Source organism: Streptomyces seoulensis (genome assembly GCF_022846655.1).
Taxonomy (GTDB): domain Bacteria; phylum Actinomycetota; class Actinomycetes; order Streptomycetales; family Streptomycetaceae; genus Streptomyces.
In genome coordinates, this window is record NZ_AP025667.1 from 309,808 (window position 1) to 331,404 (window position 21,597).

Genomic DNA, 21,597 nt, shown 5'->3' on the forward strand with positions numbered 1-21,597 from the left:
CTTCCTTGCCGGTACCGGCTTCCTAGAGTAGGGATCGCGCCACGCGCCGCGCATGGCACGGACGGGCTAGTCCACGCGTGACGGGCCTGACTAGTCGGCCGGGACCCCCTCGCCCTCCGCGATCCGGCCCGCGTAGATGTCCGCGGGGCGCGGGAGCGTCACCTCGACACGGGTGCCGAAGGCGTGCAGCAGGGTGGTGGAGGCGACCGCCACGGCCGCCGCCTGCCGTCCGTTGACGAAGCTGAAGCGCTGGCGGAGCTTGCGGATGCGGCCCTCGTCGTCGAGATAGGCGTCGAACGGGACCTCGGCCGTGGCGAACCCTTTCGCCGCCGCCGCGAGCGGGCCCCGGTTGTCCGCCGAGGCGGCACGGGCCGCGCTCGCCAGGTCGGCGGTGCCCCGGTAGTGCCGTACGGCGGTCCCGCCGACGCTCGTGCGGCCCACGAAGGTCGCCGTACGCGTCCCGCGCAGCACCTCCACCGCCGCGTACGGGTCGGTCGCGCCGCCGGTGACCAGGTTGCCGTCGGCGACCGTCGCGGCCTCCACCCGGACCCATTTGTCGGCGGGCACACCCGCGCCCCGGTTCTTCATGAACAGGGCGCCGGGGGCGAGGAGTTCGGTGATGGGCCGGTGTTCCGGGGTGCCCGTGGGGTCCGCCGGGAGGATCACCGTCAGACGGCCCAGACGGCGCCGGAAGTCGTAGACCCCCCGGCCCCGGATGGTGACCCGGGTGCCGCCGGTCGCCATCTCCATGGAGGTGGTGGCCCGCGCGCCGCCCGCCTCGCGCAGGGTGTCGGCCGCCTGCCGGAGCACGGCCACCGGCTCGCCGCCCGCGCCGTTCACCCCCTCGGCGGCGACCCCGCTGCCGGAACACCCCGAGGCGCCCGCCCCGAGTCCGACCGTGAGTCCCATGATCCCCACCGCGACGCCCGTCCTGCCCGCGCGCGTGTGCTGCCACCGATCCATGGCCCGCCTTACCCCCAGCCGGTTATGTCCGTCACTGGCCCCCTGTCTTCCCGGTTAACGACGGGTAGGGAGTGCCGTCACGCGCTGTCCGGTCCCCGGAGGACCGCCGAGGCGGGGACGAGGGGCTCCGGACACGCCCCGGCGCGCGGCCGGTAGCGTGGCGCCGTGGCGTCGGAGGAGGGCCCCCAGGGGGCGCGGGAACACCGCACGGAGACGGCCGAGCAGGGACGCTTCTGCGTGGCCCGGTGCAGTTGCGGCTGGCGCGGTCCCGCACGCCGGGCGCGCAGCCAGGCAAGGACGGACGCGGAGGGGCACCTCGGGGGAGTGTGAACGCTCCGGCGTGCGCTCCCCGTGTTCTTTGCCCGGGCTTTCAGTGGTGTTCGAGGCGCTGGGTGAGCGCGTCGAGCAGGTCCCGGTCGCGGGGGTGGGTCAGCCGGGTACGGGCCTCGGCGGGCGGCAGCCACAGCACCCGGTCCACCTCCGAGCTGGGCACGAAGGCCCCGGAGACGGCTTCGGCGGCCCAGTACCGCACGTGCTTGGGGCGCCCGTCGACCGGATACCGCAGCGTCGGCAGCTCGGCCCCCGGGTCGGCCGCGTGGCCGGTCTCCTCCCTGACCTCCCGTACGGCCGCCGCGAGCGCGCTCTCGCCGCGCTTGAGCTTGCCCTTGGGGTGCGACCAGTCGTCGTAGCGGGGGCGGTGCACCAGGCACACCTCCAGGGCGCCGGTGCCGGGTGCCCGGCGCCAGAGGACGCAGCCGGCGGCGTGGATGGGTTTCGGGGTGTCGTTCACGCGGGCTCCCGGGGGCGGGCCGGCACGGCCCGGCTGGGTCAGGGGGTGTGCTGCCAGGTCTGCTGGAAGGTGAATCTCGCCGCTTCCACCTCGTGGCGCTGGTCGGCGTGGAGGACGCCGAGGGCGTAGGCGGTGGCCGGGGTGATGCGGGGGGTGCGGGCCGCCTGGGCGGCCTCGGCGGCGGCCTCGGCCGCGTCGCGGTGCCGGGTCAGGGCCTCGGCGGCCGGGCGGAGGCGCGGGTCGGGGAGGGCGGTGCCGGGGATCTCGCGGGCGTAGCGGTGCAGGCGCAGCAGTAGGCGGACCTGGTGCCAGGGGCCGTCCTGGGGGTGCGGGGCGGGGTCGGGGGAGAGGCCGTGGACCAGGGCCTGCGCGTTGTAGGGGTCCCCGGCGGTGACCAGGGGGAGGGTGGCGACGGCGCCCGCGAGGCGGTCCTCGGCCGCGGCGGCCAGGGGGCCCAGGCCGGTGCCGGACGCGGCAGGGGTGAGCGGGACGTCGCTGGCGAGCAGGGCGACCCGGTCGGCCACGGCGTGGAAGCGGGCGGAGCCCAGCGCCTCCAGCGCGGCGGAGTGGGCGCGGGTCCGGGCCAGGGTGAGCCTGCGCTCCAGCAGGGCGCCCGCCTTGGCCGCGCCCACGGTGAGGCTGCCGCGCTCGGTGCCGGGCGCGGGGGCGCCGGTGCGCGGTGCACCGGCGTGCGCGACGGCCCGTACCGCCGGCGGAGTCGAGCCCGACAGGCGGTGCAGTGCCGGCAACAGCCGGTCCAGCCGGGCTCCTTGCGCGTGCTCCAGCGCCAAGGTGCCCGACACCCAGGCGAGTTCCGGGCGCATGGTGTCCGCCCAGGCGGGGTCCAGCAGCGCCCGGAAGGTGTGCAGGGCGGCGCTGATCCGGCGGGCGGAGCGGCGCAGCGCACGCCCCGCGTCGACGGCACCCTCCGCGCCGCCCAGCCCGTTCCCGGTCTCCCGGTGTGACCGGAGCGCCCGCAGGAACTCCGTCGCCTGCGACCGGAGATACCCGGCGAGGTCGTCCCCGGTGGGGGCCGGGACCTGCTCCGGGCGGGGCGGGTCAGGGTGTCGTCGTGCCACGCCGGCGCCTCCGGGCGTCAATGAGCATCTCCTGGATGTTGCGCAGGGGGTGTCCGTCGGCGTCGGTCGCGTGCCGGGTCCACTCGCCGTCGGGGCCCAGGTGCCAGGAGGCGGTGGTGTCGGACATGCCGGTGTCCAGCAGGCGGTTGAGGGTCGCCCGGTGGCTGGGGTCGGTGACCCGGACCAGGGCCTCGATCCGGCGGTCGAGGTTGCGGTGCATCATGTCGGCGCTGCCGAACCACACCTCGGGCTCGCCGCCGTTGCCGAAGGCGAAGACGCGGGAGTGCTCAAGGAACCGGCCGAGGATCGAGCGGACCCGGATGTTCTCCGACAGCCCCTCGACACCGGGCCGCACCGCGCAGATGCCGCGCACCCAGACGTCGACCGGCACGCCCGCCTGGGACGCCCGGTAGCAGGCGTCGATGACGGCCTCGTCGACCATGGAGTTGACCTTGATCTTGACGAAGGCCGGACGGCCCGCCCGGTGGTGCTGGATCTCCTTGTCGATCCGCGATATCAGGCCGTCCCGCAGCGACTTGGGGGCGACCAGCAGCCGGCGGTAGGTCTCGCGGCGGGAGTAGCCGGAGAGCCGGTTGAAGAGGTCGGAGAGGTCCGCGCCGACCTGGGGGTCGGCGGTGAGCAGGCCCAGGTCCTCGTACAGCCGGGCGGTCTTCGGGTGGTAGTTGCCGGTGCCGACGTGGCTGTAGCGGCGCAGGACGTCGCCCTCCTGGCGGACCACCAGCGACAGCTTGCAGTGGGTCTTCAGGCCGACCAGGCCGTAGACGACGTGGCAGCCCGCCTCCTCCAGCTTGCGCGCCCACTTGATGTTGGCGTGCTCGTCGAAGCGGGCCTTGATCTCGACCAGGACGAGGACCTGCTTGCCGGACTCGGCGGCGTCGATCAGGGCGTCCACTATCGGCGAGTCGCCGGAGGTGCGGTACAGCGTCTGCTTGATCGCCAGCACGTCCGGGTCCTGCGCGGCCTGCTCCAGGAACGCCTGCACGGAGGTGGAGAAGGAGTCGTACGGGTGGTGCAGCAGCACGTCCCGCTGGCGCAGCGCGGCGAAGATGTCCGGCGCGGACGCGGATTCGACCTCGGAGAGGTCGCGGTGGGTGCCCGCGACGAACTTGCGGTACTTCAGCTCCGGCCGGTCCAGGCTGTGGATGCGGAACAGGCCGGTGAGGTCGAGCGGGCCGGGCAGCGGGTAGACCTCGGACTCGGAGATCTTCAGCTCGCGGACCAGGAGGTCGAGCACCTCGCGGTCGATGTCCTCCTCGACCTCCAGGCGGACCGGCGGCCCGAAGCGGCGCCGCATCAGCTCCTTCTCCAGCGCCTGGAGCAGGTTCTCCGCGTCGTCCTCCTCCACCTCCAGGTCCTCGTTGCGGGTGAGCCGGAAGGCGTGGTGCTCCAGCACCTCCATGCCGGGGAACAGCTCCTCCAGGTGCGCGCCGATCACGTCCTCCAGGGGGACGAACCGGCCGGGGCTGCTCTCCAGGAAGCGGGACAGCAGCGGCGGCACCTTGACGCGGGCGAAGTGCTTGTGGCCGCTGACCGGGTTGCGCACCACGACGGCCAGGTTCAGCGAGAGGCCGGAGATGTACGGGAAGGGGTGCGCGGGGTCCACGGCGAGCGGGGTGAGGACGGGGAAGATCTGGTGCCGGAACAGCGTGAAGAGGCGGGCCTGCTCCTTGTCGGTCAGCTCGCTCCAGCGGACCAGGTGGATGCCCTCCTCCGCGAGCGCGGGGGCGACGTCCTCGTGGTAGCAGGCGGCGTGCCGGGCCATCAGCTCGCGCGAGCGGGCCCAGATCATCTCCAGCACCTCGCGCGGCTGGAGCCCGGATGCGGAGCGGGTGGCGACGCCGGTGGCGATACGGCGCTTCAGGCCGGCGACCCGGACCATGAAGAACTCGTCCAGGTTGCTGGCGAAGATCGCGAGGAAGTTGGCGCGCTCCAGCAGCGGCGTGGTGGGGTCCTCGGCCAGCTCCAGCACGCGTTCGTTGAAGGCGAGCCAGCTCCGCTCCCGGTCCAGGAAGCGGCCCTGCGGCAGCGGGGCGCCACCGGTTTCCCGCTCCTCGTACACGTCCAGATCGGCGTCGAGATCGGGCTCCAGGTCGGAGACGGCCGCCGCGACCGTGTGCGGGCGGTGGGCGGCGATGGAGCCCACGGGGGGCTGCGGCCGCAGGGCGGTGTCGGAGGACGGGTGGGCCGGTACCTGGGCTTCTCGCTGGCTCATGAACCCATTCTTCCGCGCCAGGGGCGTTACGGCAGCGTCTGTTTTCAACTGGAGCGGGTGAACGGACGCGCCGCCCGCGGCCCTCTCGGGGCGCGGCTCGGAGTCGGGGGCCACGGGTTCCATCGCCCGAGGGTCGCAAGCGGTTCTGAATCAAGGGTTACGGGCACATGACGTCCGGGAAATCGGGGGGCGGCCCGCAGGGGACCGCCCCGCCGGTCAGCCGGTACGGCGCCGCAGCACCGCGAAGCAGGCGACGGTGAGCAGCGCGGTCACGACCAGCAGGAGGGCGCTGGTGGTGAGCTGGAGGGGCCAGTAGTGGGATTCGGGGTGGTAGCTGTTGTAGAAGCCTGTGCCGCCGCGCTGTTCGTAGAGGCGCAGGCAGGCGTCCCCGCTGGTCGCGCGGCACTCCGGGGTGGGAATGTGCGCGCCGGTGCGGGTGACCAGGCCGTACGAGAGCTCGACACCGGTGAACAGGCCGGGATAGCCGTTCCGGAACGGCGCCACCTCGGTCACGGGCGTCTGGAGGTGGGGCATGAGCCAGTGGGCGCCGCCGAGCAGCACCGCCGAGGCGGCCACGGTGATGCCCAGGGCGGGCAGCGTGCGGCGGACCAGCAGGCCGGTCAGTGCACCTGCGGCGAGCGCGGTCAGGCAGGCGGTGACGGTCGTGGGGCCGTTGGCGTGGAAGGTGAAGGGCTCCCACCAGCGGCTGTAGGGGCCCGTCCGGTCCTCGGGCGCCGCCCAGGCGTACCGGTGCAGGACCACCAGCAGCGTCGCGCTCACCGTGAGTACCCCGGCGGGCAGCGCCAGCCGGACCGCCAGCCAGCGCACGGGAGTGACTCCTTGGGTCCAGGCGATCAGCGCGGTGCCCGACTCCAGCTCCCGCGCGGTCAGCGTGGCGCCCGCCCATGCCGCCACGAGGATCGGCAGCAGGACCACGGCGGCGGTCATGAAGCCGTACATGGCCTGGAACATGCCCATGTCGACCATGCACCTGCTGAGCTTGCTGCACGCCTCTGCTTGCCGCCAACTGCGGTCGGCCTCGTCCGCGAGCGGGCCCGCCGTCCACAGCAGCAGCCCACCGATCGACACCACCAGGACGGCCCAGACGACCACCGCCCACCGATGCAGACGGAACGTCCAGCGGGCGGAAACGGTCAGGGTGCTCACGCGGCGTACTCCTCGGTCATGGTGAGCGCGGGCGCGCCCGGGCTGCGCAGGTGGGCGAGGACCAGGTCCTCCAGGGTGGGCGCCTCGGTGCGCCAGTCGCCCGGGACGGGCCCCGTCGGCCGGATCAGCGCGGAGAGCTGGCGGCCGGTCGTGCGGGACTCGACCACCGTGTGCCCGGCCAGTCCCTCGGTCCCGGCGGAGCCGGAGACGCGGAGGTGGGCGGCGAGCAGCTCGTCGATGTCGCCGGCCAGCCGGACCCGGCCGGAGCCGATCAGCAGCAGGTGGTCGCAGGACTCCTCGACCTCCGCGACCACGTGCGAGGACATGGCGATGGTGGTGCCGTGCTCGGCTGCCGTGCCCATCAGCACGCCCATCAGGTCGTGCCGGGCGAGCGGGTCGAGGTCGGCCATCGGCTCGTCCAGCAGCAGCAGTTCGGGCCGCTTGCCGAGCGCGAGGGCGAGCGCGACGCGGGTGCGCTGGCCGCCGGAGAGGGACCGTATCCGGGCACCGGGGTCGAGCTCGCCCCCGGCGACGATCCGCTCCGCGCCGGCCGCGTCCCAGTGGCCGGGGTTGAGGTCGGCGCCCATGCGCAGCGTCTCGGCGACCGTGAGCTGCGGATACAGCGGCTTGGCCTGCGCGACGTAGCCCACGCGGGGCCGGGCCCCGGCCGGGGAGGTGCCGAGGACGCGCAACTCGCCCTCGGTCGGCCGCAGCAGGCCGGACGCGATGGCGAACAGGGTGCTCTTTCCCGCGCCGTTGGGGCCCACCACGGCACACACCCGCCCGGCGGGCAGCCGGAACGCGCAGTCGCGCAGCGCCCAGCCACCCCGCCGCCCGTACCGTCTGCCGAGGCCGACGGCCTCGATCGCGGTGTCGCTCATGAACGTTCTCCCTGGAAGCTCTTGTCGAGTACGGCCGTGAAGAGGGCCGCCATGTCGTCCCGGTCCCACCCGGTCCGGACCGCGCGCTCCGCCCATTCCTCCAGCTCGGCCCGCAGCGGCGAGTCGGCCGGGGCGGCGCCGAGGGAGCGGCGGACGAAGGTGCCCAGGCCCCGCCGCGCCTCCACCAGTCCCTCCCGCTCCAGCTCGCGGTACGCCTTCAGGACGGTGTTGGGGTTGATGGCGGTGGCCTCCACGACCTCGCGGGCGGTGGGCAACTGGTCGCCGGGGCGCAGCAGTCCGAGGCGCAGCGCCTGTTTGGTCTGCTGGACGATCTGCACGTAGGTGGCGACCCCGCTGTGCCGGTCGATGCGGTATTCGACCACGCGCTGAACCACCCTTTCACTAATTGAGTAGTGGAAGGGTGGTGTAGAAGAGGGGCGCCCGTCAAGTCCGGACGCCCCTCAACTCAGCGAACAGGGACCAGGGTTCACGTCTCCGTGCGGTACATCAGGTCGGTCTCGTGGGTGGTGAAGCCCAGGCGTTCGTAGACCGAGACCGCCGCCTTGTTGTCCGCGTCGACGTAGAGCATCGCGGTGGGCAGGCCCTGGCCGGCCAGGTGGCGCAGGCCGATCGTGGTGAGGGCCTTGCCGAGGCCGTCGCCCTGGCGGCCGGGGCGCACCCCGAGGACGTACACCTCGCCGAGCCCCTCCTCGGCGTGCGTCTTGGTCCAGTGGAAGCCGATCAGTTCGCCGTCCTGCTCGGCCAGGAAGAACCCGGCCGGGTCGAACCACGCCTCGGCCTCCCGGTCGTCCAGGTCGCGCCGGGTGAGCGAACCCTGCTCCGGGTGGTGGGCGAACGCGGCCGCGTTGACCGCGAGCCACGCCTCCTCGTCCCGGCCCGGCTCGAAGGCCCGTACCGTCACGCCCTGGGGCAGCACCGGGTCGGGCAGTTCCAGGCCGGTCAACGGGCGCCGCATCTGCCGGAGTTCGCGGAACAGGGTCAGCCCCAGCACCTGCGCGAGATGCCGGGCCGCGGGATGCCCGCCGTGCGCCCACACCCGCAGCCGCTTGCCGGAGGCGGCCAGGAGCGCGGTGCCCAGCGCCCGCCCGTGTCCCCGGCCCCGGTGCGCGGGACGCACGACCAGCTCGGCGGCGGGCGCCTCCACCGGGTCGGTGTCCTCCAGTTGCGCGTAGCCGACCAGATCGTCCCCGGAGTACAGCAGCAGATGGGAGACGCCCGCGCGGGCGCCGCCGCGCAGTTGCAGCCGGCCCTGCTCGGACACCGGCTGCTGGCCGTCCTCGCGGGCGGCCTCGGCGAGGACGGCCAGCACGGCCTCGGCCTGACCGGGCGTGAGTGCGGCGTGCGTCTCGATGGAGCGGGCGGGGAAGGACCGTACGGAGTCGTCGCTGCTCATGCGTACGAGGGTACGGCGCGCGCCCGGCGCCGGGCGCTGAAGGAATCTCGTTTCCGCCCGGCCGGGTCGAGCGGGGAGAATGCGGGGCATGGGACATCTGGACGTCGCGCATATCGAGTACTACCTGCCGGACGGGCGGGCGCTGCTCGGTGATGTGTCCTTCCGCGTCGGCGAGGGCTCGGCCGTCGCGCTGGTCGGGCCGAACGGCGCGGGCAAGACGACGCTGCTGCGGATCATCGCGGGCGAACTCGACGCGCACGGCGGCAAGGTGAGCGTCAGCGGCGGACTCGGGGTGATGCCCCAGTTCGTCGGCGGCGTCCGGGACGAGTCGACCGTGCGCGACCTGCTCGTCTCCGTCGCCCCGAAGCGCATCCGCACGGCCGCGAAGGCGGTCGACGAGGCCGAGCACGCGATCATGACCGTGGACGACGAGGCCGCGCAGATGGCGTACGCCCAGGCCCTCTCCGACTGGGCCGAGGCCCAGGGGTACGAGACGGAGACCCTGTGGGACATGTGCACCACGGCCGCCCTCGGCATCCCCTACGACCAGGCCCAGTGGCGCCAGGTGAACACCCTGTCCGGCGGTGAGCAGAAGCGGCTGGTGCTGGAGTACTTCTTCCGGGGCCACGACGAGGTGCTGCTGCTGGACGAGCCGGACAACTACCTGGACGTGCCCGGCAAGCGCTGGCTTGAGGAGCAGATCCGGGCCACCCGCAAGACGGTGCTGTTCATCTCCCACGACCGCGAACTCCTCGCCCGCTCGGCCGAGCGGATCGTCAGCGTGGAGCCCGCCGAGGGCGGCGCCGACGTCTGGGTGCACGGCGGCGGCTTCGCCACCTACCACGAGGCCCGCCGCGAGCGCTTCGCCCGCTTCGAGGAGCTGCGCAGGCGCTGGTCGGAGAAGCACGCCCAGCTCAAGAAGCTGGTGGTCACCCTCCAGCAGGCGGCCTCGGTCAGCCATGAGATGGCCTCGCGGTACGCGGCCGCGCAGACCCGGCTGCGCAAGTTCGAGGAGGCCGGGCCGCCGCCCGAGCCGCCCAAGGAGCAGGACATCCGGATGCGGCTGCGCGGCGGCCGTACCGGGGTGCGCGCGATCACCTGCGAGGCGCTGGAGCTGACCGGGCTGATGAAGCCGTTCGACCTGGAGGTCTTCTACGGCGAGCGGGTCGCGGTCCTCGGCTCCAACGGCTCCGGCAAGTCGCACTTCCTGCGTCTGCTGGCCGGGGCAGAGATCGCGCACTCGGGGCTGTGGAAGCTCGGCGCGCGGGTCGTGCCGGGGCACTTCGCGCAGACCCACGCCCACCCCGAGCTGGTCGGCCGCACCCTGCTGGACATCCTGTGGTCCGAGCACTCCCAGGCCCGCGGCCCGGCGATGTCGATCCTGCGCCGGTACGGGCTGGACCGGCAGGCCGAGCAGAACTTCGAGCGGCTGTCCGGCGGCCAGCAGGCCCGGCTGCAGATCCTGCTGCTGGAGCTCGCGGGGACCACCGCCCTGCTGCTGGACGAGCCGACCGACAACCTCGACCTGGAGAGCGCCGAGGCCCTCCAGGAGGCGCTGGAGGCGTACGACGGGACCGTGCTGGCCGTCACCCACGACCGCTGGTTCGCCCGCTCCTTCGACCGCTACCTGGTCTTCGGCTCGGACGGCCGGGTCCGGGAGACCCCGGAACCGGTGTGGGACGAGCGCCGGGTGGAGCGCGCCCGCTGAGCCCTACGCCTGGTGGGTCTCCGGCGGGGGCGTCGGCGCACCCGGCAGCCGGACGGTGGCGACCGTGCCGCCGTCCGGGGCACGGGTGAGGGTCACCTCGCCGCCCGCCTGCTGGACCGTGCGGGCCACGATGGACAGGCCGAGGCCCGAGCCGGGGAGCGCGCGGGCGCTGGGGGAGCGCCAGAACCGGTCGAAGACGTAGGGGAGTTCATCGGCCGGGATGCCCGGACCGTGGTCCCGTACGGTCAGCACGCCGTCGGTCAGCCGGACCTCGACCGTGCCGCCCTCGGGGCTGAACTTCACCGCGTTGTCGAGGATGTTGACCACCGCGCGCTCCAGCGCGGAGGGCTCCGCCCGGACGAACCAGGGCTCCAGGTCCGCCGTGATCGTCAGCTCCGGCCCGCGCAGCCGGGCCCGGCGCAGCGCCTCCTCGACGGTCTCCTGGAAGGAGAACACCTGCACCCGCTCCCCGCGCTGCCCCTCGGAGCGGGACAGCTCCTGCAGATCACCGATGAGCGCGGCCAACTCGGTCATCTGCGCCTTCACCGAGGCCAGCAGGGCCTTGCGGTCGGCGGCCGGGATCGGGCGGCCCGTCTCCTCGCTACGGGTCAGCAGCTCGATGTTGGTGCGCAGCGAGGTCAGCGGGGTGCGCAGCTCGTGCCCGGCGTCCGCGATCAACTGCTGCTGGAGGTCGCGGGACCCGGCCAGCGCGGTCGTCATCGAGTTGAAGGAGCGGGAGAGCCGGGCCACCTCGTCGTCGCTGTCCTCGGCCACCGGGATACGGACGGCCAGGTCCTCGGTGCGGGCCACGTGCTCCACGGCCTCGGTCAGCTTGTCCACGGGCCTGAGGCCCGCCCGCGCCACCGCGAGCCCGGCCGCGCCCGCGCCCACGACCCCGATCCCGGAGACGAGCAGCAGGATCAGCGCGAGGTCGCTCAGCGTCCGCTGGGTGTCCTTCAGCGAGAAGGCCACCATGACGGCGACCTCCGGGTACGCCTGCGAACCGGGTGTCCCGCCCACGGGTACGGCGCTGGTCATCACCCGTACGTCGTCCCCGTCGGAGTCCACACCGTCGCGCAGGGTGCGCCGGCCCAGCGTGGCGTTGCGCGCTGCGGCCACGTCCGCCGCGGTGACCTTCACCGTGCCCTCGGAGTAGGGGGTGACGCAGGTGCGGCCCTCGGCGGTCACGATCTGGAGGTAGAGGAAGGAGGGCGGGCCCTCGTCGACGCCGGGGGAGCGCGGGCAGGTCAGCAGCAGGGTGGTCACCTGGTCGGGGCTGAGCGGGCGCCCGAGGCTCTGCAGGCGCTCGTCCATCTCGCTGTAGAGCTTGCCCTGCACGATGAACCAGCAGGTCACCGACACCGCGGCCACCGCGAAGGCGACGGCCGCCGCGACCAGCATGGCCAGCCGGGCCCGGATCGGCAGCGCCCGGTAGTGGCGCATCAGCTTCCTCACTCGGCGCCGCCTGGCCGCAGTGCGTAGCCGACGCCCCGGACGGTGTGCACGAGCCGGGGCTCGCCGCCCGCCTCGGTCTTGCGGCGCAGGTACATCACGTACACGTCGAGGGAGTTGGAGGTGGGTTCGAAGTCGAAGCCCCACACCGCCTTGAGGATCTGCTCGCGGGTCAGCACCTGGCGCGGGTGCGCCATGAACATCTCCAGCAGCGTGTACTCGGTGCGGGTCAGCTCCACCGGCCGTCCGCCCCGCGTGACCTCCCGCGTGGCGAGGTTCATCCGCAGGTCGCCGAAGGTGAGCGCCTCGTCCTCGCGGGCCTCGGCCGACACGCCCGACGCGTACGAGCTGCGCCGCAGCAGGGCCCGGATGCGGGCGAACAGCTCGTCCAGCTCGAAGGGCTTGACCAGGTAGTCGTCGGCGCCGGCGTCCAGCCCCGTCACCCGGTCCCCGACCGTGTCACGGGCCGTCAGCATCAGGATGGGGGTGGTGTCCCCGGTGCTCCGGATGCGGCGGGCGGCGGTCAGACCGTCCATGCGCGGCATCTGGATGTCCAGCACGACCAGGTCGGGCCGGTAGGCCCCGGCCTGCTCCAGCGCGTCCGCTCCGTCGACGGCGACCCGGGTGTCGTACCCCTCGAAGGCGAGGCTGCGTTCCAGGGCCTCGCGCACGGCCGGTTCGTCGTCGACGATCAGGATGCGCTGGGGGTCACGGTCGCCTTCGGCGGGGCTCATCGCTCGCGGTACCTCTTGGGTGCGGTGGGTCGTGGACGGGGCGCTGCTCAAGCCTCGCACGTTTCGGCTCCGCCGCGTCCGAGGCCGGGGGTCAGACCCCGGCCGGGGTCAACCGGGTCAGCGCGGTGAGCCGGTTCAGCGGCACCTTGCGGCGGTGCGGGCGGGCGGCGGAGGTGCGCAGGCCCATGAGCTGGGGCGCGGGGGTGGACAGTTCGGGCAGACGGCGGGTGGGGTCGGGGGTGTGCAGCTCGTGCGCCACCTCGAGGGCGACGGCGACGTTCGCCGGTCCGGAGACAGGGGCCTGGTGCGAGACGTTCTTGATCATGACGTTCTCCCTGCTGCTCGGTGCTGCTCGGTGCTGCTCGGTGCTGCGCTGCTCGGTGCCGCGTTGCGCTCGAAGACGTGCTGTCAGCTCGTGGAACCTGCCCGCAGCTTCGCCAGGTCGGCCTTGACGGTGTCGACCGGGATGGCGAAGCCGAGCCCGATGCTGCCCGCGTCGGAGGACGAGGAAGCCTGCGAACCCGAGGAGTACATGGCGGAGTTGATCCCGATGACCCGGCCGGAGGCGTCGATGAGGGCGCCGCCGGAGTTGCCGGGGTTGAGCGAGGCGTCGGTCTGGATGGCCTTGTAGGTGGTGGTGGAGGAGCCGGTGTCGCCGTTGAACTCACGGCCGCCGAACTGGAACGGCCACTGCTCGTCGCCGCCCTGGCCCTGGCTGCCCCGGCCCTCGTCGGTGGAGACGGTCACGTCCCGTGCGAGCGCGGAGACGATGCCGCTGGTCACGGTGGAGGTCAGCCCCTCGGGGGAGCCGATCGCCACGACCGTGTCGCCGACCTGGACGCCCGAGGAGGTGCCGAGCGGCGCGGCCTTCAGCCCCGAGGCGCCCTCCATCCGCAGCAGCGCCAGGTCCTTGGAGCTGTCGGTGCCGACCACGCGTGCGGTGCGGCTGGTGCCGTCGCTGGTGCGCACCTTGACCGAGGAGGCGCCGGAGACGACGTGGTTGTTGGTGACGATCTCGCCGTCGCCGCTGACGATCACGCCGGAGCCGGTGGACGAGCCGGTCGCGAGGGTCGCGTTGACCTCGACCACACTCGGGGTGAGCGCCGCGGCGATGTTCGCCACGTCGCCCTTCTTGCCGGCCGCGACCACCGGGGTGGCCGTGTCGGTGGCGGTGGTGTCGTGCCCGGTGAGCTGCTGGATGGCGTAGGCGGTGCCTCCGCCGACCGCGGCCGCGACCAGGGCGACCGCCGCGAGCAGGGTCACCGGCCCGCCGGGACGCTCGCGCCGCCGCCCGCTGCCTGTCGCGGGTGCGTGGGCCGGCGGGGGCGGCCACTCGGGGTGCACGTCAGCCGCGAGGGGAGCCGCGTACGGCTGAGCGGGACTCCCCTGCGGATGCTCGTACTCGTGGCCGCCGGTGCGGCGCGTGCTCTCGGTCATACGAGGAGCATGTCCCGCGACCATGAGAGCTTCCTGAGCCCCGGCTGAGAACCCCGGCAGAACCTCGTTCGGTTCCGATGAGACCTGCGGTGACCTGCGGTTCAGCCCACGCAGCCGCAGCTTCCGCGGACCTGGAGGCGGGAGGGGAAGGTCTTCAGCCGCTCCCGGCGGGAGCCTGCCACGCGCAGGCCGTCGTCCAGCACCAGGTCGACCGCCGCGCGGGCCATCGCCGGGCGGTCGGAGGCCACCGTGGTCAGCGGCGGGTCCGCGAGCGCCGCCTCCTTGATGTCGTCGAACCCGGCGACCGCCAGCTCGCCCGGCACGTCGAGGCGCAGCTCGCGGGCGGCCCGCAGCACGCCGATGGCCTGGTCGTCGGTGGAGCAGAAGATCGCGGGCGGGCGCCGGGGCCCGGCCAGGATCTCCAGCGCGACCTTGTAGGCGTCGTAGCGGTTGTAAGGGGCCTCGAAGAGGCGGCCCTCCGTCGACAGGCCCGCCTCGGACATCGCCCGGCGCCAGCCCTCGACGTGGTCGGAGACCGGGTCGCCCACGGCCGGGGTGTCGGCGGTGCCGCCCATGCAGGCCACGTAGTCGTGGCCGTGCTCCAGCAGGTGGCGGACGGCGAGCTGGGCGCCGCCGAGGTCGTCGGTGACGACGGCGACGTCGTCGATGGCCTCCGGGCGCTCGTGCAGCAGCACCACGCGGGCGTCCCACGCGTCGATCTCGGCGGCGGCCTGGTCGTTCAGCGCGTGTGAGACGAGGATGAGACCGGAGACCCGCATGCCGAGGAAGGCCCGCAGATAGTGGACCTCGCGTTCGGCGATGTAGTCGGTGTTGCCGACCAGGACCATCTTCCCGCGCTCGGAGGCGGCCTGTTCGACCGCGTGCGCCATCTCCCCGAAGAAGGGCTGGCGGGCGTCCGGGATGATGAGACCTATCAGGTCGGTGCGCCGCGAGGCCATCGCCTGGGCCACCCGGTCCGGGCGGTACCCCAGCTCCTGGATGGCCGCGAGGACACGCTCGCGCGTGGCCGGGGCGACCGGCCGGGGTCCGTTGTTGATGACATAACTGACCACGGCGGTGGAGGTACCCGCCAGCCGTGCCACGTCATCCCGAGTCACCTTCGCCACGCGCGGAGTCTACGCGGATTGACCCGCTCTGGGCAGGGCATTCGTGGCGCGGATGCGAGGCCGGCGGCAGCCGGGGATGCCCTCGCCATACCCCGGCCGCCCGCGTCCTACGCGTCCGCCGCGACCCCGCTGCCCTCGCGGACCGCGGAGGCGTCCCGTTCCGCCGCCTTTGCCCGGCCGGACGCGGCCCGCTTGGCCTCGGCCCTGGCCTCCTCGGCGGCCCGGTCGGGCTTCTCCGGGGTGACGAAGCGGTATCCCACATTGCGGACGGTGCCGATCAACGACTCGTGCTCCGGGCCGAGCTTGGCCCGCAGCCGCCGTACGTGCACGTCCACGGTGCGGGTGCCGCCGAAGTAGTCGTAGCCCCAGACCTCCTGGAGGAGCTGGGCGCGGGTGAAGACGCGGCCGGGGTGCTGGGCCAGGTACTTCAGCAGCTCGAACTCCTTGAAGGTCAGGTCGAGCACCCGGCCCTTGAGCTTCGCGGAGTAGGTGGCCTCGTCCACGGAGAGGTCGCCGTTGCGGATCTCCATGGGGGAGTCGTCGCCCACGAGCTGCTGGCGGCCCATGGCGAGCCGGAGCCTGGCCTCGACCTCGGCCGGGCCGGCGGTGTCGAGCAGTACGTCGTCGATGCCCCAGTCGGCGGTGACGGCGGCGAGCCCGCCCTCGGTGACCACCAGGACGAGCGGACAGCCCGGTCCGGTGGAGCGCAGCAACTGACACAGGCTGCGCACCTGGGGGAGGTCGCGGCGGCCGTCGACGAGGATGACATCGGCGCCGGGGGTGTCTACGAGAGCGGGACCCTCAGCCGGGGCGACCCGCACGTTGTGCAGCAGCAGGCCGAGAGCGGGGAGCACCTCCGTCGACGGCTGGAGGGCGTTGGTCAGGAGCAGCAGAGAACTCATACGTCTGGTTCCTCCTCGGTCCCTGCGAGGACGTGTGCCGGTGCGGTACAGCTCTGCGATCCCGTCGGCCCCGTACACCGGCGTGGCCCGCCTCGTATACAACGCGTCCAGAAGCACAAAAGGACCCGGGGGCAACGCTGCCCGAGTCCTCTGCCAAGCAGAATAGCCCACATGAGCAACCGTCCGGCGGGTCATGCGCCACGTTCCACCATTCGTCCGAATTCCGAGACGGGCCAAGACCCCACTGTCCGGACTTTTCTCCGTACGGCCGACGGAATTGCGGTCGATTCCGTATACGATCCCGGACCCGCCGTATACGAAGAGGGCCCCGCCGAGACCGTGTTCGTGGTCGCGCACGGCTTCACCGGGGACGCGGACCGGCCGCACGTGCGCCGGGTGGCCCGCGCGCTGGCCGCGTACGGGGCGGTGGTGACCTTCTCCTTCCGGGGCCACGGTGCCTCCGGCGGGCGGTCCACGGTGGGGGACCGCGAGGTGCTGGACCTGACGGCGGCCGTGGAGTGGGCGCGCGGCTTCGGGCACGCGCGCGTGGTGAGCGTCGGCTTCTCCATGGGCGGCTCGGTGGTGCTGCGGCACGCGGCCCTGAACCCCGGCTCGGTGGACGCGGTGGTCTCGGTCAGCTCACCCGCCCGTTGGTACTACCGGGGCACCGCGCCGATGCGCCGGCTGCACTGGCTGGTCACCCGTCCCGAGGGCCGTCTGGTCGGCCGCTACGGCTTCCGCACCCGCATCCACCACCGCGACTGGGACCCGGTGCCGCTCTCCCCGGTGGAGGCGGCCGCCCGGATCGCGCCCGTCCCGCTGCTGGTGGTGCACGGCGACAGCGACGGCTACTTCCCGCTCGACCACCCCCGGATGCTCGCCGACGCGGCCGGTGAGGCGGGCGAACTCTGGCTGGAGCCGGGCATGGGCCACGCCGAGAACGCGGCCGGGGACGAGCTGCTCGCCCGGATCGGCCGGTGGGCGCGGGAGCGCGCCGGGCGGGGGACGGACTAGCCTTGGCGGCACCGTCTTAATCTTTCTATTTCCCGCCGTCACACGAGGAACGAGATGCCCAAGGTCACGGTGCGCTACTGGGCCGCCGCGAAGGCCGCGGCCGGGATCGCCGACGAACCGTACGACGCCGACACGCTCGCCGAGGCGCTGGCCTCCGCGCGCGAACGGCACCCCGGCGAACTCACCCGCGTGCTGGCTAGGTGCGCGTTCCTCGTCGACGGCGCTCCCGTCGGGACCCGCGCGCATGAGACGGTACGGCTGGCCGAGGGCGGCACGGTCGAGGTGCTCCCGCCGTTCGCAGGAGGATGAGGCGTTGAGCGACCAGCAGTCGTACGAGGGCGGCCCGTACTCGGGGTACGACCCCTACGGGCAGCAGCAGGCACCGGGGAACTGGGCCCCCGCCCAGGGACAGCCGCAGTACCCGAACCCCTACGCCGACCCCTACGGGACCCCGCAGGCGGCCGCCGGGTACGACGCCCAGCCCGCCCAGCAGTGGCAGGGGCAGACCTGGGACACCCAGAACCACGCGCGGGTACCGGTCGCGGAGCAGCCGTACCCCGCCCCGCAGCCGGCGCAGGCCCCGCAGCCGGCGCAGGCTCCCGCCGACCCCGCCCAGGCCGCCGGCCTCACCGCCGCCGACCGGGCCCGTCTGGAGGGCCGCCCGCAGATCGTCGAGCCCGGCATCCAGCCCGCCGCGCTCACCGCGCTGCTCGGCGCGCTGCTCGCGGTGGCCGCGCCGTTCGGCTCGTACGCCCTGGTCGTGCCGCTGGTGCTGCTCCAGGCGGTGACGGCGGCCGGCTGGTTCCGGCTGAACGGCATGTGGCCGGCCCGTCAGGGCATCGCGCTGGCGTTCCTCGGCGGCCTGGTCGCCGACGCGGCGGTGCTGGCGGCGGGCCGTGAGCACGCCCCGGCCGCGATCCTCGGCCCGCTGGGCATCTGGGTCCTGCTGTCCCTGGTGTTCCAGCTCCGCTCGCACGCCTCGCCGGACGAGCGGATGTACGGCCTGATGGTCACGGTCGCCTCCTCGGCGCTCGCCATCCTCGCCACCGGCTACCTGGGTGCCTCCGCGCACGCGGTGTCGGTCGGTGCGGCGGCCGTCGCGGTCGCCGTCCTGGCCCGCGCGCTGCCCATGCCGACCCCGGTCTCGGTCGTCGTCTCCCTGCTCGCCGCGGCCGGCACCGGCATCGCGGTCGGCAACCTGACCGGCCTGGGCACCGAGGGCGCGGCCCTCGGCGCGGGCGCGGCGGTCTGCGCGCTCATCGGCCACCGGGTCGCCAGCTACGACTACCCCTCGCGCTTCGTCCACTTCACGGCCGGCGTCGCCCTCCCCCTGGCGGCCGCGGCCCCGGCGGTCTGGCTCCTGGGCCGGGTCTTCGCCTGACCCGCGTTCCCCGGCCGGGAGGCGAATTCCGGCCGGGGTTTCCGGAAAGCGCCGCGGGCAAAGGCGGGAAATGCCGCAGTCCGGCGCCTCCCCGTCACAGGTGATCCACAATTCCCGCTGGACCGGCTCCGGCGGGGCTACGGTGGCCGCGCCGGAAACCGAGTCGCCGTCCTCTGGGGAGAACATGCGCGCCCTGCGAATAATCCTGATTCTCGTCGTGATCCTGGGCGGGCTCTTCGTGATCGCGGACCGGGTGGCGGTGCATTTCGCCGAAGGCGAGGTCGCGGACCGGGTACGGGCGCGGCAGAACCTCGCCTCGACGCCGGACGTGGACATCAAGGGCTTCCCGTTCCTCACCCAGATGGCGTCCGGTTCGCTGGACGACGTGGCGCTCGGCATCAAGGACTACGCGGCGCCCACCGGCACCGAGGGCCGCACGATCCGCATCGACGACCTGAAGGCCGACCTGAAGGACGTGAAGTTCTCCAGCGACTACTCCGCGGCCACCGCCGCCACCGCCGACGGTTCCGCGACCATCGCCTACGACCAGCTCATGAAGGCCGCCAAGACCGAGCCGACCGAGCTGGCGCCCGGCGTCACCGCCCAGATCACCGGCCTCGGGGACGGCGGCAACGGCAAGATCAAGGTCTCGGTGAAGCTCGGCATCCCGGCGGTCGGCATCGAGCGCACCATCCCCGTGCTCAGCTCGCTGGAGGTCAAGGGCGGCAAGGTCGGGGTGCGCGCGGACTCGCTGCCCGTCATAGCGGGCGCCAACCTGGCCGAGGGCACCTTCCGCCGGATCACCGACTTCCAGCAGGCGCTGGACCAGTTGCCGGGCGGTATCGCGGTGGACAGCGTGCGGGCCACGGCGGACGGCGTGCGGATCGGCGTGACGGGTTCGGACCTGAAGCTGGCCGGGTAGGGACCCGCGAGAGCTTCGTACGCCTGTCCGACTGGCGAGACGCGCCGTCCATACCGCAGATGTGCGGTGGACGTGAAGACCGACGGGAGCGCCCGACGGCCCGGAATCCGGGCCCGAGGGCGCTTTCCGTGTCTCCGGAGGTCCCCGCGCGGACCACCATCCGGACGATCGCGTCTCACCATTCGACACGTCGGTGACACGTGCGCCCGGACCTCCTTACGATCGACGTCATGAAGCGACAGGCGGATCTCACGAAGCGGCGGGCAGTGGACCTGTGCCGCGTTGCCGCCATGCTCTGTCGCCCCTTCTGAGCGGAAGTCACCGCACTCCCGCATCTCCCGGCCGCCCTGCTGGAAGGGCATTCGTGCGCCGCCGCACCCGTATGCGCGCGCACCCGTCTCACCGCACGCCACCGTGACTGCCCCGGAGGAGAAAAGCATGAGCCGCAGCGACGTCCTGGTCGACGCCGACTGGGTGCAGGAGCACCTCGACGACCCGACCATCGCCCTCGTGGAGGTGGACGAGGACACGTCCGCCTACGAGAAGAACCACATCCGCAACGCGATCCGCATCGACTGGACCAAGGACCTCCAGGACCCGGTCCGCCGCGACTTCATCGACCAGGAGGGCTTCGAGAAGCTCCTGTCGGACAAGGGCATCGGCAACGACACCCTGGTCGTCCTCTACGGCGGCAACAACAACTGGTTCGCGTCGTACGCGTACTGGTACTTCAAGCTGTACGGCCACGACAACGTCAAGCTGCTCGACGGCGGCCGCAAGAAGTGGGAGCTGGACGCCCGCGAGCTGGTGCCCGGCGACGAGGTGCCCGAGCGGGCGAAGACCGAGTACCAGGCCAAGCCGCAGAACACCGCGATCCGCGCCTTCCGCGACGACGTCGTGGCCGCGATCGGCGCCCAGAACCTGGTCGACGTGCGCTCGCCCGACGAGTTCTCCGGCAAGCTGCTCGCCCCGGCCCACCTCCCGCAGGAGCAGTCGCAGCGTCCGGGCCACGTGCCCAGCGCCCGCAACATCCCGTGGTCGAAGAACGCCAACGACGACGGCACCTTCAAGTCGGACGACGAGCTGAAGGAGCTGTACGCGGCGGAGGACGTCGACCTTGCCAAGGACACCATCGCCTACTGCCGCATCGGCGAGCGCTCGGCGCTGACCTGGTTCGTGCTGCACGAGCTGCTGGGCGTCACGAACGTCAAGAACTACGACGGTTCCTGGACCGAGTACGGCTCGCTGGTCGGCGTGCCGATCGAGCTGGGCGCGGCGAAGTAAGCAACCCGACCGACCTGCTGGTCAGACGCGTAACGGAGAAGGACATGTGTGGAGCGAAGGCCGGCGGCCCGGACGCTGCGACGATCAAGCCCGGTGAGACCACGATCCAGGGGCAGGTGACGCGGGACGGCGAGCCGGTGACGGGCTACGTCCGCCTGCTGGACTCGACGGGCGAGTTCACCGCGGAGGTCCCCACCTCCGCCACGGGGCAGTTCCGTTTCTACGCCGCCGAGGGCACGTGGACCCTGCGCGCGCTCGTGCCCGGCGGCACCGCCGACCGCACGGTCGTCGCCCAGCAGGGCGGCCTGGCCGAGGTCGCCATCGCCGTCTGAGACGTACGCGGCCGTCTGCGGCCGGGGCAGGGGCCGCGCCCACCGGGTTGGACACCTGGGGCGCGGCCCTTCCGGCGCTCCGGCCCTACTCTGGACACATGTACGCACGGCGGCGTCGCTGGTACTTCGTGATGATGGGGGTCTGCGTCGTCCTCTTCGTCCTCGCCTGGTCGGTGGTCCGGATCTGGTCCGTCCCGGCGGCGGTAGGGATGTGCCTGTTCGCCATGGTCATCCCGCCGGTGGCCGCGATGGTCGCCAACCGGCGGGGCCCCGAGGACCGCTGGTGGGACTCCCCGTCCGGGGACAAGCAGTCCGACGAGTGGTGGGACGAACTCGACGGCAAGAAGCCCCCGCGTTCCTAGCGGGTGCCGCGGCCGTCGGGGAGCCGGTCAGGCGTGACTCGTGTCGATGACGCAGAAGCGGTTGCCCTCGGGGTCGACGAGCACCACGAAGTCGGCGTCGTCGGGGTAGAGGTCCCAGTCGACGCGCCCGGCGCCCAGCGAGACGAGCCGGGCCACCTCGGCCTCCTGCCCGGCCCGGTCCTCGGCGTACAGGTCGAGGTGCACCCGCGGCCGCTCCTGCGCGGGCGAGGTGCTGAGTCCGAGGGCGATGCCGGGTCCCTGCCCGTCGGCCGGCACCAGCACCGTCCAGTCGCCGTCCACCTCGCCGTCACGCGGGACGTACCCGAGGGCCCGCCCCCAGAACTCCGCGGCCCGCCGTACGTCGGCGGCTCCCATCACGATCGTCCCCAGTCGCAGCATCCGCCGATTCTGGCAG

24 protein-coding genes are annotated in these 21,597 nt (G+C 73.1%); 9 read left to right on the plus strand and 15 right to left on the minus strand.

The genetic code is table 11. The features are described from left to right. Positions 1 to 90: 90 nt before the first annotated feature. The 8 genes from HEK131_RS01455 to mshD form a co-directional block, all read right to left on the minus strand. The gene (locus HEK131_RS01455) at positions 91 to 909 is read right to left on the minus strand and encodes a hypothetical protein (RefSeq protein WP_244333367.1); all 819 of its coding nucleotides are present in this window, start codon (positions 907 to 909) and stop codon (positions 91 to 93) included. 424 nt (positions 910 to 1,333) lie between these two features. After that, positions 1,334 to 1,753, minus strand: a complete 420-nt coding sequence (locus HEK131_RS01460) for an NUDIX hydrolase (RefSeq protein ID WP_244333369.1) — start codon at positions 1,751 to 1,753, stop codon at positions 1,334 to 1,336. 38 nt (positions 1,754 to 1,791) lie between these two features. After that, positions 1,792 to 2,832: a CHAD domain-containing protein gene (locus HEK131_RS01465; RefSeq protein WP_244333371.1), complete on the minus strand. Its 1,041-nt coding sequence runs from the start codon at positions 2,830 to 2,832 to the stop codon at positions 1,792 to 1,794. Next, positions 2,813 to 5,065 carry an RNA degradosome polyphosphate kinase gene (locus HEK131_RS01470; RefSeq protein WP_244333373.1) on the minus strand — a complete coding sequence of 751 codons (2,253 nt, stop codon included), beginning with the start codon at positions 5,063 to 5,065 and terminating at the stop codon, positions 2,813 to 2,815. The genes HEK131_RS01465 and HEK131_RS01470 overlap by 20 nt, the downstream gene beginning before the upstream one ends. Positions 5,066 to 5,281: 216 nt before the next feature. Beyond that, positions 5,282 to 6,232, minus strand: coding sequence for an ABC transporter permease (locus HEK131_RS01475; RefSeq protein WP_244333375.1), 951 nt, complete (start codon positions 6,230 to 6,232; stop codon positions 5,282 to 5,284). Then, the gene (locus HEK131_RS01480; RefSeq protein WP_217461451.1) at positions 6,229 to 7,113 is read right to left on the minus strand and encodes an ABC transporter ATP-binding protein; all 885 of its coding nucleotides are present in this window, start codon (positions 7,111 to 7,113) and stop codon (positions 6,229 to 6,231) included. The genes HEK131_RS01475 and HEK131_RS01480 overlap by 4 nt, the downstream gene beginning before the upstream one ends. Continuing rightward, entirely contained in the window at positions 7,110 to 7,496 is a 387-nt protein-coding gene (locus HEK131_RS01485) for a GntR family transcriptional regulator (RefSeq protein ID WP_244333377.1), read from the minus strand. Before HEK131_RS01485 ends, HEK131_RS01480 begins: the two co-directional genes overlap by 4 nt. 104 nt (positions 7,497 to 7,600) lie before the next feature. Further along, on the minus strand, positions 7,601 to 8,527 hold the full coding sequence (mshD, locus tag HEK131_RS01490) for a mycothiol synthase (RefSeq protein ID WP_244333378.1): 927 nt from the start codon (positions 8,525 to 8,527) through the stop codon (positions 7,601 to 7,603). Positions 8,528 to 8,615: 88 nt separating this feature from the next. On the opposite strand from mshD, the gene HEK131_RS01495 reads away from it, so the two are divergent. Continuing rightward, on the plus strand, positions 8,616 to 10,235 hold the full coding sequence (locus HEK131_RS01495) for an ABC-F family ATP-binding cassette domain-containing protein (protein WP_244333380.1): 1,620 nt from the start codon (positions 8,616 to 8,618) through the stop codon (positions 10,233 to 10,235). Between the two features lie 3 nt (positions 10,236 to 10,238). Here the strand turns inward: HEK131_RS01495 and HEK131_RS01500 are convergent, their stop codons facing one another. From HEK131_RS01500 to HEK131_RS01525, 6 genes are all read right to left on the minus strand, one after another. Beyond that, a complete protein-coding gene (locus HEK131_RS01500; RefSeq protein WP_432215688.1) occupies positions 10,239 to 11,678 on the minus strand; it encodes a sensor histidine kinase in 1,440 nt (479 codons plus the stop codon). An 8-nt stretch (positions 11,679 to 11,686) separates the two neighbouring features. Beyond that, positions 11,687 to 12,421: a response regulator transcription factor gene (locus HEK131_RS01505; protein WP_217461447.1), complete on the minus strand. Its 735-nt coding sequence runs from the start codon at positions 12,419 to 12,421 to the stop codon at positions 11,687 to 11,689. Between the two features lie 91 nt (positions 12,422 to 12,512). After that, positions 12,513 to 12,746 (minus strand): hypothetical protein, encoded by a 234-nt coding sequence (locus HEK131_RS01510; RefSeq protein WP_244333384.1) that lies wholly within the window; start codon positions 12,744 to 12,746, stop codon positions 12,513 to 12,515. 83 nt (positions 12,747 to 12,829) lie between these two features. Further along, positions 12,830 to 13,858, minus strand: a complete 1,029-nt coding sequence (locus HEK131_RS01515) for a S1C family serine protease (protein WP_244333385.1) — start codon at positions 13,856 to 13,858, stop codon at positions 12,830 to 12,832. 101 nt (positions 13,859 to 13,959) lie between these two features. Further along, complete coding sequence (locus HEK131_RS01520; RefSeq protein WP_217461445.1) at positions 13,960 to 14,985, minus strand: LacI family DNA-binding transcriptional regulator; 1,026 nt, start codon at positions 14,983 to 14,985, stop codon at positions 13,960 to 13,962. Positions 14,986 to 15,092: 107 nt separating this feature from the next. Beyond that, positions 15,093 to 15,887 (minus strand): winged helix-turn-helix transcriptional regulator, encoded by a 795-nt coding sequence (locus HEK131_RS01525; RefSeq protein WP_217461444.1) that lies wholly within the window; start codon positions 15,885 to 15,887, stop codon positions 15,093 to 15,095. Between the two features lie 171 nt (positions 15,888 to 16,058). Here HEK131_RS01525 and HEK131_RS01530 point away from each other — a divergent pair, with 171 nt between their 5' ends. From HEK131_RS01530 to HEK131_RS01560, 8 genes are all read left to right on the plus strand, one after another. After that, positions 16,059 to 16,901 carry an alpha/beta hydrolase gene (locus HEK131_RS01530; protein ID WP_244333387.1) on the plus strand — a complete coding sequence of 281 codons (843 nt, stop codon included), beginning with the start codon at positions 16,059 to 16,061 and terminating at the stop codon, positions 16,899 to 16,901. A gap of 54 nt (positions 16,902 to 16,955) precedes the next feature. Then, on the plus strand, positions 16,956 to 17,210 hold the full coding sequence (locus HEK131_RS01535; RefSeq protein ID WP_217461442.1) for a MoaD/ThiS family protein: 255 nt from the start codon (positions 16,956 to 16,958) through the stop codon (positions 17,208 to 17,210). Between the two features lie 4 nt (positions 17,211 to 17,214). Next, positions 17,215 to 18,282: a hypothetical protein gene (locus HEK131_RS01540; protein WP_244333388.1), complete on the plus strand. Its 1,068-nt coding sequence runs from the start codon at positions 17,215 to 17,217 to the stop codon at positions 18,280 to 18,282. Between the two features lie 184 nt (positions 18,283 to 18,466). Next, positions 18,467 to 19,204: an LmeA family phospholipid-binding protein gene (locus HEK131_RS01545; protein WP_244333390.1), complete on the plus strand. Its 738-nt coding sequence runs from the start codon at positions 18,467 to 18,469 to the stop codon at positions 19,202 to 19,204. A 230-nt stretch (positions 19,205 to 19,434) separates the two neighbouring features. Next, positions 19,435 to 19,515 carry an Ms5788A family Cys-rich leader peptide gene (locus tag HEK131_RS30250; RefSeq protein WP_350751515.1) on the plus strand — a complete coding sequence of 27 codons (81 nt, stop codon included), beginning with the start codon at positions 19,435 to 19,437 and terminating at the stop codon, positions 19,513 to 19,515. Positions 19,516 to 19,642: 127 nt separating this feature from the next. Continuing rightward, on the plus strand, positions 19,643 to 20,488 hold the full coding sequence (locus HEK131_RS01550; RefSeq protein ID WP_217461439.1) for a sulfurtransferase: 846 nt from the start codon (positions 19,643 to 19,645) through the stop codon (positions 20,486 to 20,488). Positions 20,489 to 20,532: 44 nt separating this feature from the next. Then, positions 20,533 to 20,820: a DUF1416 domain-containing protein gene (locus tag HEK131_RS01555; RefSeq protein ID WP_217461438.1), complete on the plus strand. Its 288-nt coding sequence runs from the start codon at positions 20,533 to 20,535 to the stop codon at positions 20,818 to 20,820. 98 nt (positions 20,821 to 20,918) lie between these two features. Then, positions 20,919 to 21,182 carry a DUF3099 domain-containing protein gene (locus tag HEK131_RS01560; protein WP_161149348.1) on the plus strand — a complete coding sequence of 88 codons (264 nt, stop codon included), beginning with the start codon at positions 20,919 to 20,921 and terminating at the stop codon, positions 21,180 to 21,182. A 27-nt stretch (positions 21,183 to 21,209) separates the two neighbouring features. On the opposite strand, the gene HEK131_RS01565 is transcribed toward HEK131_RS01560, so the two are convergent. Continuing rightward, positions 21,210 to 21,581: a VOC family protein gene (locus tag HEK131_RS01565; RefSeq protein ID WP_217461437.1), complete on the minus strand. Its 372-nt coding sequence runs from the start codon at positions 21,579 to 21,581 to the stop codon at positions 21,210 to 21,212. Between the last annotated feature and the right edge of the window lie 16 nt (positions 21,582 to 21,597).

Bases quoted from the DNA above. Each gene is read 5' to 3' on its own strand.
- HEK131_RS01480 (WP_217461451.1), bottom strand. From the start codon at position 7,113: ATGAGCGACACCGCGATCGAGGCCGTCGGCCTCGGCAGACGGTACGGG.
- HEK131_RS01535 (WP_217461442.1), top strand. From the start codon at position 16,956: ATGCCCAAGGTCACGGTGCGCTACTGGGCCGCCGCGAAGGCCGCGGCC.
- mshD (WP_244333378.1), bottom strand. From the start codon at position 8,527: ATGAGCAGCGACGACTCCGTACGGTCCTTCCCCGCCCGCTCCATCGAG.
- HEK131_RS01555 (WP_217461438.1), top strand. From the start codon at position 20,533: ATGTGTGGAGCGAAGGCCGGCGGCCCGGACGCTGCGACGATCAAGCCC.
- HEK131_RS01530 (WP_244333387.1), top strand. From the start codon at position 16,059: ATGAGCAACCGTCCGGCGGGTCATGCGCCACGTTCCACCATTCGTCCG.
- HEK131_RS01455 (WP_244333367.1), bottom strand. From the start codon at position 909: ATGGGACTCACGGTCGGACTCGGGGCGGGCGCCTCGGGGTGTTCCGGC.
- HEK131_RS01505 (WP_217461447.1), bottom strand. From the start codon at position 12,421: ATGAGCCCCGCCGAAGGCGACCGTGACCCCCAGCGCATCCTGATCGTC.
- HEK131_RS30250 (WP_350751515.1), top strand. From the start codon at position 19,435: ATGAAGCGACAGGCGGATCTCACGAAGCGGCGGGCAGTGGACCTGTGC.
- HEK131_RS01515 (WP_244333385.1), bottom strand. From the start codon at position 13,858: ATGACCGAGAGCACGCGCCGCACCGGCGGCCACGAGTACGAGCATCCG.
- HEK131_RS01500 (WP_432215688.1), bottom strand. From the start codon at position 11,678: ATGCGCCACTACCGGGCGCTGCCGATCCGGGCCCGGCTGGCCATGCTG.
- HEK131_RS01525 (WP_217461444.1), bottom strand. From the start codon at position 15,887: ATGAGTTCTCTGCTGCTCCTGACCAACGCCCTCCAGCCGTCGACGGAG.
- HEK131_RS01495 (WP_244333380.1), top strand. From the start codon at position 8,616: ATGGGACATCTGGACGTCGCGCATATCGAGTACTACCTGCCGGACGGG.
- HEK131_RS01545 (WP_244333390.1), top strand. From the start codon at position 18,467: ATGCGCGCCCTGCGAATAATCCTGATTCTCGTCGTGATCCTGGGCGGG.
- HEK131_RS01550 (WP_217461439.1), top strand. From the start codon at position 19,643: ATGAGCCGCAGCGACGTCCTGGTCGACGCCGACTGGGTGCAGGAGCAC.
- HEK131_RS01510 (WP_244333384.1), bottom strand. From the start codon at position 12,746: ATGATCAAGAACGTCTCGCACCAGGCCCCTGTCTCCGGACCGGCGAAC.
- HEK131_RS01565 (WP_217461437.1), bottom strand. From the start codon at position 21,581: ATGCTGCGACTGGGGACGATCGTGATGGGAGCCGCCGACGTACGGCGG.
- HEK131_RS01560 (WP_161149348.1), top strand. From the start codon at position 20,919: ATGTACGCACGGCGGCGTCGCTGGTACTTCGTGATGATGGGGGTCTGC.
- HEK131_RS01470 (WP_244333373.1), bottom strand. From the start codon at position 5,065: ATGAGCCAGCGAGAAGCCCAGGTACCGGCCCACCCGTCCTCCGACACC.